This is a genomic window from Herpetosiphon sp., assembly GCF_003512625.1.
GTDB lineage: Bacteria > Chloroflexota > Chloroflexia > Chloroflexales > Herpetosiphonaceae > Herpetosiphon > Herpetosiphon aurantiacus.
Genome location: NZ_DOPT01000023.1, coordinates 43,948 through 56,305 on the forward strand (window position 1 = coordinate 43,948; position 12,358 = coordinate 56,305).

The following is a 12,358-nucleotide window of genomic DNA, read 5'->3' on the forward strand; positions in this document are numbered from 1 at the left end:
CTACGATGGAACAATCTGCTGGGGCTGGCCCTCGGTAATTCGCCATTCGCGAATCTCGTAGGAATCCAAGCCACGCGCTACTAATGGGTCACCTTCGACAAGATCTCTTGCAGTGGCCAACGAATCGGCCTGCAACAAGACAAAGCCACCCCGACGATCAGTGGCGGGGCCAGAGAGCAACAAGTGGCCAGCGGCTTTAAGCTGGGCCAAGTATGCTAAATGATCAGGCAAATGGGGTTCATAGATTGCCCGATCGACGATAATGGTTAGCGTGACCAAATACGTTAGCATTGCTGACTCCCAAAGCAAAAAACGCCCCCGTGGGGAGCGTCGCTGCATACTGTTCAACTTTGAGATCATGGTTAACTGGCTTGGGCCTTGCTCAAGGCCGGCATTGGCTCAAGATCGAGCAAGCGATAGCCATGGGTATTTACAATCAGTGTATCACCATATTGCAAGGGCCGCTGGTCGCCATAACCATAATTTAAATGCACATGGCCATGGATGACATAGCGTGGTGCAATCCGATCAATAAAGCGCCGTAGCGCTTGTGGCCCGCGATGTGCGCCAATGCCATCGTGCAAGCCTGCTGGTGGCGTATGGGTAATTAACACATCAAGCCGCTGACGGTAGCGCATTTGGGCAAAAAAGACCCGTGCGCTCAGCATGGTCATGCGCCATGCCCACTCAGCTTCGCTATATTGATGTTCGCCTGGGCGATAGCGTAACACACCGCCAGCCCCGGCAATTAATAGCCCGCCCACCGCTTCAACTCGCAAATCGAGGTTATCGCAGCCCTGGGGTTTGACTGAAACTCTGCCGTCTTCATGTTGCTCAGGCGCATCATGATTGCCGTTAACGTAAAAGCAAGGCACATTGAGCATCGAAACCAGATACTCAAGGTAACTCGGTGGTAAATCACCACAGCCGACGATCGCATCGATCGACCCTACACGTTGGCGCAGCGCCGATGTTTGCAACATGCTAACTACTTCGTCACTAACCGACAGGAGCCTCATCGCACCCTCCAGAACATCCACGATTCTACACTCGTTGCAGCGTTGCATTTCTAAGCAGTATAGCACAGGTGACCAAAGGATAAAGGATGAGGGATGAAGGATTTGAACAGCAGTGGAATGATTCATTGGGTTGGTAATTAATGGCCCTTACCCTTGATGATTGAGCGCGATTCACCCTCGACTCGCGGGTGGGAGCGGGACTAGCTTACAAGGGAAGGTTTTAACGTTCCCTGTTCCCTCACCCCCAACCCCTCTCCCACTGCGGCGGGCGAGGGGAGTTCTACCCTTCATGCTACGGTGGTTCCCCCTCTCCCGCACGCGAGGCGAGGGGGTGAGGGCATGCAAATCGGCTGTGAATTCCACCTATATTATGGTTAAAAACCAACCCTTGAAAGGGCGAGGGGCGAGGGTGAGGGCACGAGATTGACTAGCAACGTTATTGAAGCTAAACCTGAAGTCTCGATTTCGGCGAGAATATCCTCAGGCCAAGGTGAGCATGCTATAATCAAACCACGATCTACTCTACTACTCCTGCTCTTTTTTCAGCGTGAGCACAGTCGAAGTATGCTTAGCAACCAAGCAATTGCCCAAGTGTTTGCCGATATTGCCGATGCCTTGGAAGTGATCGGCGAAAATCGTTTTCGATTGGCGGCCTATCGTCGTGCCAGCGATACCCTCGCCGCCCAAACGACCAGCCTTGCCAGCCTGCGTGAGCAAGGGCTATTAACCAGTTTGCCCAATATTGGCGAGGCCAGCGCGGCAATTATTGGCGAATTGCTTGATCATGGCCATTCGGCCTTGGCCGACCAGCTTTTGGAAAAAGTTCCGCCTGGGTTGTTGCAGATTTTGCGTGTGCCCGAAATCGGCCCCAAAACCGCAGCTCGGCTTTTTCGCGATGAAGGCATTCAGGATCTTGAGGCCTTGTTTGCGGCGGCTCAGGATGGGCGTTTGGCCAAAATTAAAGGCTTTGGCGCGAAAAGTGCAGCCAAAGTGTTGAGCGCTCTCGAAGCCATGCAAAATCAGGTGCTGCGCTTGCGGTTGGTCGATGCCTTGCCCGTGGCCCAAGCATTAAGCGCCACGTTAGCTGAAATTGCCAGCATTAGCGCGGTGCAAGTGGTTGGTTCAACCCGTCGTTATCAAGCCAGTGTTGGCGATTTGAATTTTGTGGTAGCTAGCTTAGATCAAGCTGCCGCCTATGCCGCGATCGCTGAATTACCTCAAGTTGCCCAAGCTACCCCCAGCGACAACGGCTTGCGCTTGTTGTTGCACAACGGCATGAATGCTTGGATTGTAGCGGTTGCGCCCGAACATTGGGGCAGCGCTTTGGTCTATTGGACTGGCTCGACTAGCCATGTAGCTGGCTTAAATCAATTGGCTCAGGCCCAGAATTGGCAGCTTGATCCGCTTAATTTTCCTGATTTTGCCGATGAAGCAGCGGTGTATGCAGCTTTAGGCTTGGAATGGATCGCGCCTGAATTGCGCGAAGGCTGGGGCGAAATTGCGCTAGCTCAAGCCCAGCAATTGCCCAAATTGCTCGAACAATCGGCGATTATCAGCGATGTACATTGGCACACGACGTGGAGTGATGGCAGTGCCAGCCTACGCGAGATGGCGCTAGCCGGCATTGCCAAGGGTTATCGCTATATGGCGGTGGCTGATCATAGTGCCTATTTAGGCGTAACGGGTGGGCTAGATGGCGAACGTTTGCTGGCTCAACGCGCCGAAATCAACGCACTCAATCAGCAATTAGCCGCCGAAGGCCATGAATTTCGCTTATTGCAAAGCTGCGAAGTCGATATTTTGCCCGATGGCAGCTTGGCCTTGCCCGATGAGGTGCTAGCCACATTAGATTTAGTGGTGGCTTCGCCGCATGTGGCCTTACGCCAGCCCCGCGCTGAATCGACCGCCCGCATGCTGCGAGCGATTAACCATCCCTTGGTGACGATCATCGGACACCCAACTGGGCGGATTTTGAATGGCCGTGCTGGAGCCGATTATGATATGGCGCAGATTATTGCGGCAGCAGCGGCAACGGGCACAGTTTTGGAAGTTAATGCTGGGCCTGAACGGCTTGATTTGGATGCGCCAAATGTGCGGGCAGCGCTGGCGGCTGGGTGTAATATCAGCATCAACACCGATGCCCATGCCACGGCAGGTTTCGATAATCTGTTTTATGGAGTTGTAACGGCTCGCCGTGGTGGCGCTAGCAACCAGCAAGTAATCAACACATGGGATGCTGAGGCAGTATTGGCGCTGCGTCAGCAAAAATTACAAAAACTTGGGCTTAGTAGCGAATCGTAGTTTGGAGGCTGATCGCATGAATGATATATTCAGCAAGATTGTGCGTGGCGAATTGCCTTGCCATAAAGTGGCCGAAAATGACCAAACCCTAGCCTTTTTAGATATTAATCCGGCGGCCCAAGGCCATACCTTGGTGATTCCCAAGCGCTTTGGTACCGATATTTTCGATACCAACCCTGAGGATCTGGTAGCGGTGGCGCGGATGGTGCAAACGGTAGCGCAATTATTATTGCAAACGCTTAAACCAGATGGAATTAATGTGTTGCAGAACTCGCGCCCAGCTTCTGGACAAGTCGTGTTTTACTACCATGTACACGTCATTCCACGTTGGGAAGGCGATGGAGTATTCTCATTTTGGCGACCAAACCCAACCGATCACGCAGCATTTGCCGCTTTAGCCGAGCGTTTGCGGGCTAACAATCAAGCATGAGGAACTGCCCATGAGCGACCGTACTCCCCCAACCGAAGTTCTCGAATTTGAAAACGATCTTGAGCCAGATCCTGAACCGGAAGAGGTGCCTTCAGCAATTATTCAAGAGGATGAAGCGATCGCGCCACAAGGCATGACTTTTCAAGCGTTAGTATTTGGCGTAGCCATTATTCTGATTATCTTTTTGGTACTGCTGTTGGCGAGTGGCAATAATATCAATCTCTTTAATCTTTTTGGGAGCGATAGCAATGCCCAGCCAACCTTGCAACCTTTACTCAATAGCGTTCAAACCCAATCCAATCGCTCGCTCGATGTTGAAGCGGCGGTGCTGGAAGGCCAACGCTTTTATGGTGTTGATGGATTAAACGCCCTGCCAAGTTATGCTGCTGAGATCGACCCGCTGTTTTTGCCCTATTGGGTCAAGAATGGCGGCGAACGGATCTTTGGACGACCGATCAGTGGCTTGCTTGAAGAAAATGGCCGCCAATTTCAATGGTTTGAGCGGGCACGGCTTGAATGGTGGCCTGAGCATCAAGCAACGAAATACGAAGTGCAGCCAGGCCGAGTTGGGGTTGAATTCACCCAAAACCGCGATTTTCCTAACCAGCAATTTTTTGCCAATCGCCCAGGGCTGCGTTATAGCGAAGCGACCCAACAAGGGTTGCGCGGGGCATTCCTTGAATTTTGGGAAGCCAACGGCGGCATCGATCTGCTGGGCTGGCCAATTAGCGAGGAGTTGCAAGAGGTGCTGCCTGAAGATCGCACAGTGCATACCGTGCAATATTTCGAGCGTGGTCGGCTTGAGCTACACCCCAACGATCCCAATCAAATGGTCAAAATTGGCTTATTAGGCCGCGCCCTCTACTTCCAAGATAGTCAGCCAAACTACATTGAGCCAGTTGCCCCCACCGCAGTTCCGGTCATTCCTTAGCCCTGAGAAACCTATGAAACCTGAAACCCTGTTAATTCATGCTGGTCGTAGCGTCGATGCTGCGACCAGTGCAGTTACGCCGCCGATTCATCTTGCCAGTACCTTTGAACGAGCGGCTGATGGTAGTTTGCCCCATGGGTTTGTCTATACACGTTTTGGTAACCCCACCCGCCAAGCCTTGGAACAAGCCTTAGCGGCACTTGAAGGTGGAGTTGAGGCGGCGGCATTTGGCTCTGGTTCGGCGGCTACAACCGCAGTGCTGCAAAGTTTAGCGCCAGGCCAGCGCGTGTTGTTGCCACGCGATTGCTACAACGGCACGGCCAATTTGGTGCGTCAGGTATTTGCTCAACTTGATGCTCAATTTGTCGATATGACCGACTTGGCGGCAGTGCAAGCAGCGTTGGAGCCAGCCCCAGCCTTGGTTTGGCTCGAAACGCCATCCAACCCAACCTTGCGATTAACAGATTTGGCGGCGGTGAGCAATTTGGCGCATGCGGTTGGGGCATTGGTGGTTTGCGATAATACCTGGGCCACGCCGCTTGGCCAGCGCCCATTTGATTTGGGCGTGGATTTGGTGATGCATTCGACCACCAAATATCTTGGCGGCCATAGCGATGTGCTGGGTGGTGCATTAATTACCAAAACTGTAACACCTTGGTGGCAACGGTTGCAGCAAATTCATGTGCTGGCCGGAGCCGTGCCCTCGCCGTTTGAATGTTGGCTGATTTTGCGCGGCATGCAAAGTTTGGCCTATCGGCTGCGCGGCCATTGTGCCAATGCTTTGGCGGTGGCTGAGTGGTTGGCACAACATCCCAAGGTGCAGGCTGTGCATTATCCTGGCTTGACAAGCCATCCTCAATTTGAATTGGCTCAACGCCAAATGCTGCTGATGGGCGGTATGGTTTCGTTCGAGGTAGTTGGTGGTGCGGCTGAAGCGATTGCAGTAGCGGCCCACGTTAAGTTATGGACGCGGGCAACCAGCCTTGGTGGCCCTGAAAGTTTGATCGAGCATCGGGCCACACTCGAAGGCCCAGATTCGCCAACCCCGCCAGCCTTGTTGCGGCTTTCGGTCGGCCTCGAACACCCCGATGATTTGATTGCCGATTTGGCCCAAGCCTTGGCAGTATTGTAGCTACCACACCAAGCCGATCAGCAAATCATTGACATTGGTCAGGGTTGGGCCGATTTCGATGGCGCTGCCAAGCGCTCGCCAAACATTATAACTATCGTGGATTGCCAAGGCTTGGTGTGGGTCAAGCCCGAGCTTGCGAGCTTGGGCGATGCTTTGACCATTGGCAATTGCCCCAGCAGCAGGGCTTGAGCCGTCGCCACCATCGGTTGCCAAGGCAATTATCTGGCAATTGGGGCAACCATCAAGCGCCAACGCCGCTGCTAGCGCTAGCTCAGCATTGCGACCACCCTGTGAATGCGGCAGGATTCCAGCTAAATTAACCGTGGTTTCGCCGCCAGCGAGGTAGAGCGTTGGTTGCTGGACAGACTGGGCGAGTTGACACAAGCGTTGCCCAACCTGCTGCCCAACCACTTGGGCTTCACCCGTAATCGGCTGCTGATCGTGAATGACCTGCCAGCCTTGAGCTTCGGCCAATTGCTTGATGGCGGTTTGGGCGATTTCGTTACGCGCGATAATCGTCGTATGCACATTGGCCCACCATGGCTCACTGCCATCGGGATGGGCTGGTACTGCGCCACGCATTCCTAGTTGTAAATAGTCGCGAATGCTCAACGGCAGCCGATCAATCAAACCATACTGTTCGAGAATCGCCCAAGCCTCGGCAAAACTCGCCGGATCGGGCACGCTCAGGCCTGAGGCAATAATGGTCAACGGCGAGCCAACCACATCGGAAATCACCAAACTTAACAGGCTGGCTGGCTGGGCCAAGGCCGCAAATTGTCCGCCCTTCAAGCGATCACAATGCTTGCGAATGGTGTTGATCTGCTCAATCGGTGCGCCGCACGCCAGCAACAACTGGGTTAGGGTTTGCAGATCGGCTAGGCTCATTGCTCCAGATGGCGCTGGCAACAAAGCCGAAGCTCCACCAGAGATGAGCGCAATCACTAAATCATCGGCTTGGGCTTGCTGAAGCCATATTTCGCATTGTTGAGCTGCATTCAGCCCACGCTGATCAGGGCTGGGGTGGCTGGCTTCAAGCAATTGGATGCGCTTGAGGGCAAAATCGCCACAATGAGCATCTTTGACCACCACCAAACCCCTGTCAATTCGCTCGCCTAAAATGCTTTCCAAGGCGGCGGCCATTGGTGCGCCCGCTTTGCCCGCGCCAAGCACAATGATTCGGCCTGTGCCAGCCCACTGCCAATCGCCACAACTCAGGCGAGTGCAATCCCAATCCAAGGCCTGCAAAACTGCCCGCTGAGGATCAACACTGGCAATCGCGGTGGCAATCAGTTGTTCGCTGAATTTGGCAATCGCCGCAGCATCCATGATTATTGCTCAAGATACCAATGTTGAACATCATACAGCCAATTGGCCGTATCCAACCGAATTTCGCCTTGAGTTGAACGCACCTGTTTGGCTAAGGCGACCGGAATCCGATCGGCCCACAGAAACACATACGGATATTCGGTTTGAATGATTGTGTTGGTTTGTTGATAGAGTTCGCGGCGGCGTTCAGTTGCGTAAAGTGCCCGCGCTGCCGTCGATAAATTATCGAAACTGGTGTTTTGAAACGCACCATAATTGCGCAGGCCAGGCCGTCCATCGGCAACCCCTTGGTAAATTTGGCTCGAATGAAACAACGAGAAATTATCAGGATCGTAGGCGGTATACGAGGGCGAACCACCAACTCGACTATTGCCCCAACTCATCAAAGCCAAATCAAAATCAAAGGGTGTTACCAATTTAGAGCGAATCACGCTCTCGAAATCGGCTGGCGTAACCACAATATTGAAGCCAACCGGACGTGTAGCAGCGGCGATCCGTTCGGCAACCTCGATGCGGCGTTGGTCATCGCCCCGCACAAACAGCGCCATCGACAGCGTAATCCCGTTCGAGGCGCGAATTGTCGCACCTTCGGGCAAGACCCAGCCTGCTTGATCCAGTAATTCGCGAGCTTGATCTAAGTTGCGTTTGGGCAACTCACCAGTTGGCGCAACCCATGTGCCAGGCAAATGATCGCTCAAAATTGCTTGAGCGGCTGGGCCAGCGGTTTCGACAATTGTATTGAGATCGAGGCTTAATGCCAGCGCTTGGCGCACTCGCTGATCGCTGAAGATGCGACCATCACGCATATTAAAGGCCAAATAATAAAAACCATTTTCAGGATAACTACCTATGCCAACTGTTGGCCCTAAGCCTTGGCTTTGTGCCCATGGCAATTCTGCTGCCAATAAATCTCCATCGCGCACTGCTTGGCGAGCCACTTGCGGATCGGGGGCAACCACAAAGGCCACCCGATCGAGATAGGGCACGCCATCGATATAGTTGCTATTGCGAATTAAGCTAATTGCTGAGCCAGCAGTCCGTTGCTCGAACATAAACGGGCCGCTACCAATTGGCTGCGTCAAAAGATTAAGCTGATCAAGCTCAACTGGGCTTAATTGCTCAAACACATGTTTGGGCAAAATTGGCATGCTCAAGGCCGAGAGCAATGGCGCATAGGGTTCGCGCAACGAAATGACCAAAGTTGTGTCATCGGGTGCAGTAACCTTGCGCACCAAGCCCTGAAGATCGGTCAATAATGGCGTGGTTGGGCTGATGCTTTGCATGGCGCTGATCGTCCAAGCCGCATCAGCAGCAGTCAAGGTCGTATCATCATGCCAACGAATATCGCTGCGCAAGGTCATGGTCAGGGTTTGGCCGATACTATCGCTTTGCCAGCTTGTAGCAACATCAGGTTGCGGAGCGAGGCTTTGATCAAGCTTAGTTAAACCACGATAGAGCAGGCCTAAAAGTTGAGCTTCTTCGTGGCAGGTTGGTTTCCACGGGTGCAAAGCTGCAATATCTTGGGCCGTGCGAATGGTTAACGTACCACCTTGCGGAACCTGAATTGGCGGTGTGGTTGGCTCGTTGGTGGGTGCTGGTGTGGAGCCGAGGCTACATGCTGTGAGCAAAACAGCCAATAATCCTAGGGTCAATATTCGCATCATAGAAGCTTATTACTCCACAAGAGCGCTAGAACGCCCACTCGAATCAACTAAACAAGCCCATCGCATAGCCCAAACCCATATAGGTGATGACCCATGCCACTAAGCCGCAACCCATACCAAGCGCAAAGCGCGGCCATGGCATTCCTAAGGCACCAGGAATTAAGGTTGTGCCTAAGCGAAACGTTGGTAATATTCGAATCACAATCAGCCCAAGCACCGCACGCCGTTCCAGCCAACCGACAATTCGGTCGCGTCGCCGTTGGGATAGACCGATCTTGGGGCCAATTCGATTGAGTAACGGCAAGCCACCGCGCCGCCCAATCCAAAACATGGTTACAGCACCTGGCACTAAAGCCAAGATAGCCAAGCCCATCAACCAAATTGGCAGATCGCCTTGGCGGCCAAGCAAAAAGCCACCAGCAACCAACACAAAATTGCCTGGAATTGGCAGTGGTGCGCCAAATTCGCTGAACAACAAATAACTCAACGTGAGCCAGTAGACATTGGCCTCAAGCTGAATAACCGCACTATTGAAGGCCTGAACGATTGAATCCCACATAGGTTGCTTCCACCTAGATAACCGCGCATCTATCATACACTGATTTGGGTAGAACAGAACATCAAGCAAAGACCATACATAACGTTTTTTAACTACGAAGGACACCAAGAGCACGAAGGGGTTCTCAATCCCTTGTTCGTGCCTTACCCAACGATTTGGCTAAGATCCTGCGAGCTTAACTGAATCCTGACTCATCTCCCACGGTGGCAGGCTAGGAGGTGAGGGCATCAACAGCGCTGGCAAATTCCACCCAATAAAATAACCAGTACAGCTAACCACGTAGCTAGCTGATTGAGTTTTTAAGCGGTAACTCTTGCATACCCATAGTAAGCGATCAACAATTAATAAAGCCTCATCATTTCTTCACACTGATGACATTGTATGACACAGAGGCATGCGATAGTATTTAGGTGGAAGGGATTGTCGGATCAAGGCTTGGCTCACGATTTTGCTAGCAGGAACACACCAATGCAACCGCGTACTTGCTTCGTTCTAAGCCCTTGCTTGGGTGCAATGCCTGCCCCAATTGGCTTGATGCCAACCACAGCCCCAATATCTCGGTTTGAGGGAACGAAGCGTTCTGCATGGTGGTTATTCTTGCATAATCAGGCTTCAGACCGACCAACAATCGGTTTATATGCCCTGATGCGGATGGCAACGCTCGGCTATACTTTGGTCATCCTGCTGCCATACCAAATGCTTGGTGTGTTTGGGCGTTGGTAGCAGCGTCAGCGTTTATAGGGGGGAACCATGAGCAACTGGGAAAAGACGTTTGGTAAGCGCGATTTACCAACACCACCAGCATGGGTCAATTTTTTCAATCCACAGCAATGGCAAGATTTTCGCCAAATCGTGGAGCGTTATTTGAAAAATCTTGGTTTGCCCGTGCGGCCTGAAAACCAAGGCTTTGTGGTGCTTGCTGACCATGCAGGGTGGAGTAAAGATACCCGCATTGGGTTAAGCTCACTGGCTCAAAAATGCTATGCCCATCCCCAATCGCAATGGCTGGCAGTTATTACCGATCATTTTGAGGCAATGCACAAGGGTTTTGAAAACGAAGTGCTCTTGCAAGATGAAATAAACGATTTTGAAAGTATTCGCGATTTGTTGGCAATTCGCTTGTGGGCCTTGGAGCCTGAGTTACGCGAGAAGCTGATTTATCGCGAAGATTTACAGGATGTCTGCTCGGTGCTGGTGTTTGATTTGCCCACCACGATTCGTAGCGTAAGCAGCGACGAAGCGATGGCTTGGGGCAAAACCAACGAGGAATTGTTTGCGGTCGCCTTGGAAAACTTGCGTGGGCGTGAGTTGCGCCTCACCGAACATGAACTGGACGATGGCATTAACGTGCTAGCTATCACTGGCGACGATTTCTTGATTGGTTCGCAAAGCCTGTTGCTTGAGCAATACCCGCAATGTGTCGGGCGTTTCGGCTCGTTGGTAGCAGTGCCCAATCGCCATGTGGTGCTATGCTATCCCATTAATGAGCCAATTGCCTTGGAAGCTTGGACGAGCATGTTACCAGTCGTGGAAGGCATGTATCGCAATGGGCCTGGCTCGATCTCCAATCAGGTTTTTTGGTACGATAACGGTGCATTTACCCACTTGCCCCACTCGCAAGAGCAGCAAGCGGTGCGTTTATCGCCGCCAACTACCTTTTTAACGACCTTTCAAGAATAGAAGCTCAAACCAGATTAAAATTCGCTAGCCTGCTGTTGCCAGAAGGGTCAACAGCAGGTTTTTTGTTGTTTAATTGATAAGGTACACACTGCAACTACCATACATTCTTATCTTAAAAAAAGGTAAATGATTGTGACATTTGTGAAAATGGTTATTAATCGTTTACTCATATTAAGCTAGTAGACAAAGGTTAAGAACTATAGGTATACTGGATGTAATTCAATTAGTACTAAAGAAAGGAGATCGCATGAAGAAATTGGCTGTACGCAAAGTCGAAACCCTCAAAACCACAGCAGCATTCTATTCAGGTGGTTGTGAATGGATTCCATAAACACCCTGCTGTAAAACCCACCTCATCGAAGCACATCCTCTTTCCATCATCGCATTGCTTCAAATACCCAACACTTAATGAAACTAAATACGATCATTTTCATTCCAATGAAGGATTTCCGTGAAAAAGATCACCTTGCGTAAAGCTGAAACCTTGAAAACCCCTGCGGCATTGAATGCTGGCGGGTGTAATTCAGGCGTTGGCAGAATTATTATGATTCGCTAAGCCAGTACAGCAATACGTTCTGAAGCAAACCACCACCTACATTTTGCTCCAAGGCTTCAGAGTAATCGCGGATGATTGTCGCACACTTAACTATCATCTTAAAGGAGCAACACTATGAAGAAGATCACCATTCGCAAAGCAGAAACCCTCAAAACGACTGCTGCTTTCTACGCTGGCGGCTGTGGCAGCCCAATCGGCCCAGGTCGCGGCGGTGTGCAAATCCCATAATTCTGATACCTCACAACTACGCTATTTGCACATACCTTGATTTCCTCCTCAGCCTGCAAATAGTTCCACTGGGTAACATAGTGCCGAATAATCCCCTATCCAACTAGGGTTATTAGGAGTGTTCACATGAAGAAAATTACCATTCGCAAAGCTGAAACCCTCAAAACCACCGCTGCCTTCTATGCTGGTGGCTGTGGCGGCCCGATTGGCCCAGGTCGCGGCGGTTTGATCCCATAATCGGTTCCCCCTTTACGATTAACTTAAGGAGCAAGCAATGAAGAAAATTACTATTCGCAAAGCCGAAACCCTCAAAACCACCGCCGCCTTCTATGCTGGTGGTTGTGGCCCGATTGGCCCAATCCGTGGTGGCACCCTAATTCCATAATTCTTCCCTTTGCTATTTGCATTCCTTCCCGCTCTTATCTCCCGCTGCAAATAGTTCTACAGATAGCTGATGAATGATTAAGCCATAGCCCATAGTGGTATGGGTTTATTAGGAGTACCTTATGAAAAAGATCGCTATTCGCAA

At 51.5% G+C, this 12,358-nt stretch carries 10 protein-coding genes; 5 read left to right on the top strand and 5 right to left on the bottom strand.

Features of this window, described 5'->3' with window-relative positions:
* Together DEF47_RS05400 and DEF47_RS05405 are read right to left on the bottom strand one after the other, a co-directional pair.
* Window positions 1-291, bottom strand: coding sequence for a YciI family protein (locus tag DEF47_RS05400; RefSeq protein WP_012191535.1), 291 nt, complete (start codon window positions 289-291; stop codon window positions 1-3).
* Between the two features lie 71 nt (window positions 292-362).
* On the bottom strand, window positions 363-983 hold the full coding sequence (locus tag DEF47_RS05405; protein ID WP_353845045.1) for a metallophosphoesterase family protein: 621 nt from the start codon (window positions 981-983) through the stop codon (window positions 363-365).
* 600 nt (window positions 984-1,583) lie between these two features.
* Between DEF47_RS05405 and polX the strand changes: the two genes are divergently transcribed.
* The 4 genes from polX to DEF47_RS05425 are packed head-to-tail and all read left to right on the top strand — an operon-like array spanning window position 1,584 to window position 5,813.
* On the top strand, window positions 1,584-3,320 hold the full coding sequence (polX, locus tag DEF47_RS05410; RefSeq protein ID WP_012191537.1) for a DNA polymerase/3'-5' exonuclease PolX: 1,737 nt from the start codon (window positions 1,584-1,586) through the stop codon (window positions 3,318-3,320).
* Between the two features lie 16 nt (window positions 3,321-3,336).
* Window positions 3,337-3,750 (top strand): HIT family protein, encoded by a 414-nt coding sequence (locus DEF47_RS05415; RefSeq protein WP_012191538.1) that lies wholly within the window; start codon window positions 3,337-3,339, stop codon window positions 3,748-3,750.
* Window positions 3,751-3,760: 10 nt separating this feature from the next.
* The gene (locus DEF47_RS05420) at window positions 3,761-4,681 is read left to right on the top strand and encodes a hypothetical protein (protein WP_012191539.1); all 921 of its coding nucleotides are present in this window, start codon (window positions 3,761-3,763) and stop codon (window positions 4,679-4,681) included.
* A gap of 13 nt (window positions 4,682-4,694) precedes the next feature.
* Entirely contained in the window at window positions 4,695-5,813 is a 1,119-nt protein-coding gene (locus DEF47_RS05425; RefSeq protein WP_012191540.1) for a trans-sulfuration enzyme family protein, read from the top strand.
* On the opposite strand, the gene DEF47_RS05430 is transcribed toward DEF47_RS05425, so the two are convergent.
* The 3 genes from DEF47_RS05430 to DEF47_RS05440 are packed head-to-tail and all read right to left on the bottom strand — an operon-like array spanning window position 5,814 to window position 9,365.
* Window positions 5,814-7,142: a glycerate kinase type-2 family protein gene (locus DEF47_RS05430; RefSeq protein ID WP_012191541.1), complete on the bottom strand. Its 1,329-nt coding sequence runs from the start codon at window positions 7,140-7,142 to the stop codon at window positions 5,814-5,816.
* Window positions 7,143-7,144: 2 nt separating this feature from the next.
* Window positions 7,145-8,806 carry a peptide ABC transporter substrate-binding protein gene (locus DEF47_RS05435; RefSeq protein ID WP_012191542.1) on the bottom strand — a complete coding sequence of 554 codons (1,662 nt, stop codon included), beginning with the start codon at window positions 8,804-8,806 and terminating at the stop codon, window positions 7,145-7,147.
* A 43-nt stretch (window positions 8,807-8,849) separates the two neighbouring features.
* Window positions 8,850-9,365 (bottom strand): DedA family protein, encoded by a 516-nt coding sequence (locus DEF47_RS05440; protein ID WP_012191543.1) that lies wholly within the window; start codon window positions 9,363-9,365, stop codon window positions 8,850-8,852.
* A gap of 750 nt (window positions 9,366-10,115) precedes the next feature.
* Here DEF47_RS05440 and DEF47_RS05445 point away from each other — a divergent pair.
* Entirely contained in the window at window positions 10,116-11,045 is a 930-nt protein-coding gene (locus DEF47_RS05445; protein ID WP_012191544.1) for a DUF1444 domain-containing protein, read from the top strand.
* Window positions 11,046-12,358 lie beyond the last annotated feature (1,313 nt).

Coding starts and splice junctions, on each gene's coding strand:
- DEF47_RS05400 (WP_012191535.1), bottom strand. CDS start 291: ATGCTAACGTATTTGGTCACGCTAACCATTATCGTCGATCGGGCAATC.
- DEF47_RS05405 (WP_353845045.1), bottom strand. CDS start 983: ATGTTGCAAACATCGGCGCTGCGCCAACGTGTAGGGTCGATCGATGCG.
- polX (WP_012191537.1), top strand. CDS start 1,584: ATGCTTAGCAACCAAGCAATTGCCCAAGTGTTTGCCGATATTGCCGAT.
- DEF47_RS05415 (WP_012191538.1), top strand. CDS start 3,337: ATGAATGATATATTCAGCAAGATTGTGCGTGGCGAATTGCCTTGCCAT.
- DEF47_RS05420 (WP_012191539.1), top strand. CDS start 3,761: ATGAGCGACCGTACTCCCCCAACCGAAGTTCTCGAATTTGAAAACGAT.
- DEF47_RS05425 (WP_012191540.1), top strand. CDS start 4,695: ATGAAACCTGAAACCCTGTTAATTCATGCTGGTCGTAGCGTCGATGCT.
- DEF47_RS05430 (WP_012191541.1), bottom strand. CDS start 7,142: ATGGATGCTGCGGCGATTGCCAAATTCAGCGAACAACTGATTGCCACC.
- DEF47_RS05435 (WP_012191542.1), bottom strand. CDS start 8,806: ATGATGCGAATATTGACCCTAGGATTATTGGCTGTTTTGCTCACAGCA.
- DEF47_RS05440 (WP_012191543.1), bottom strand. CDS start 9,365: ATGTGGGATTCAATCGTTCAGGCCTTCAATAGTGCGGTTATTCAGCTT.
- DEF47_RS05445 (WP_012191544.1), top strand. CDS start 10,116: ATGAGCAACTGGGAAAAGACGTTTGGTAAGCGCGATTTACCAACACCA.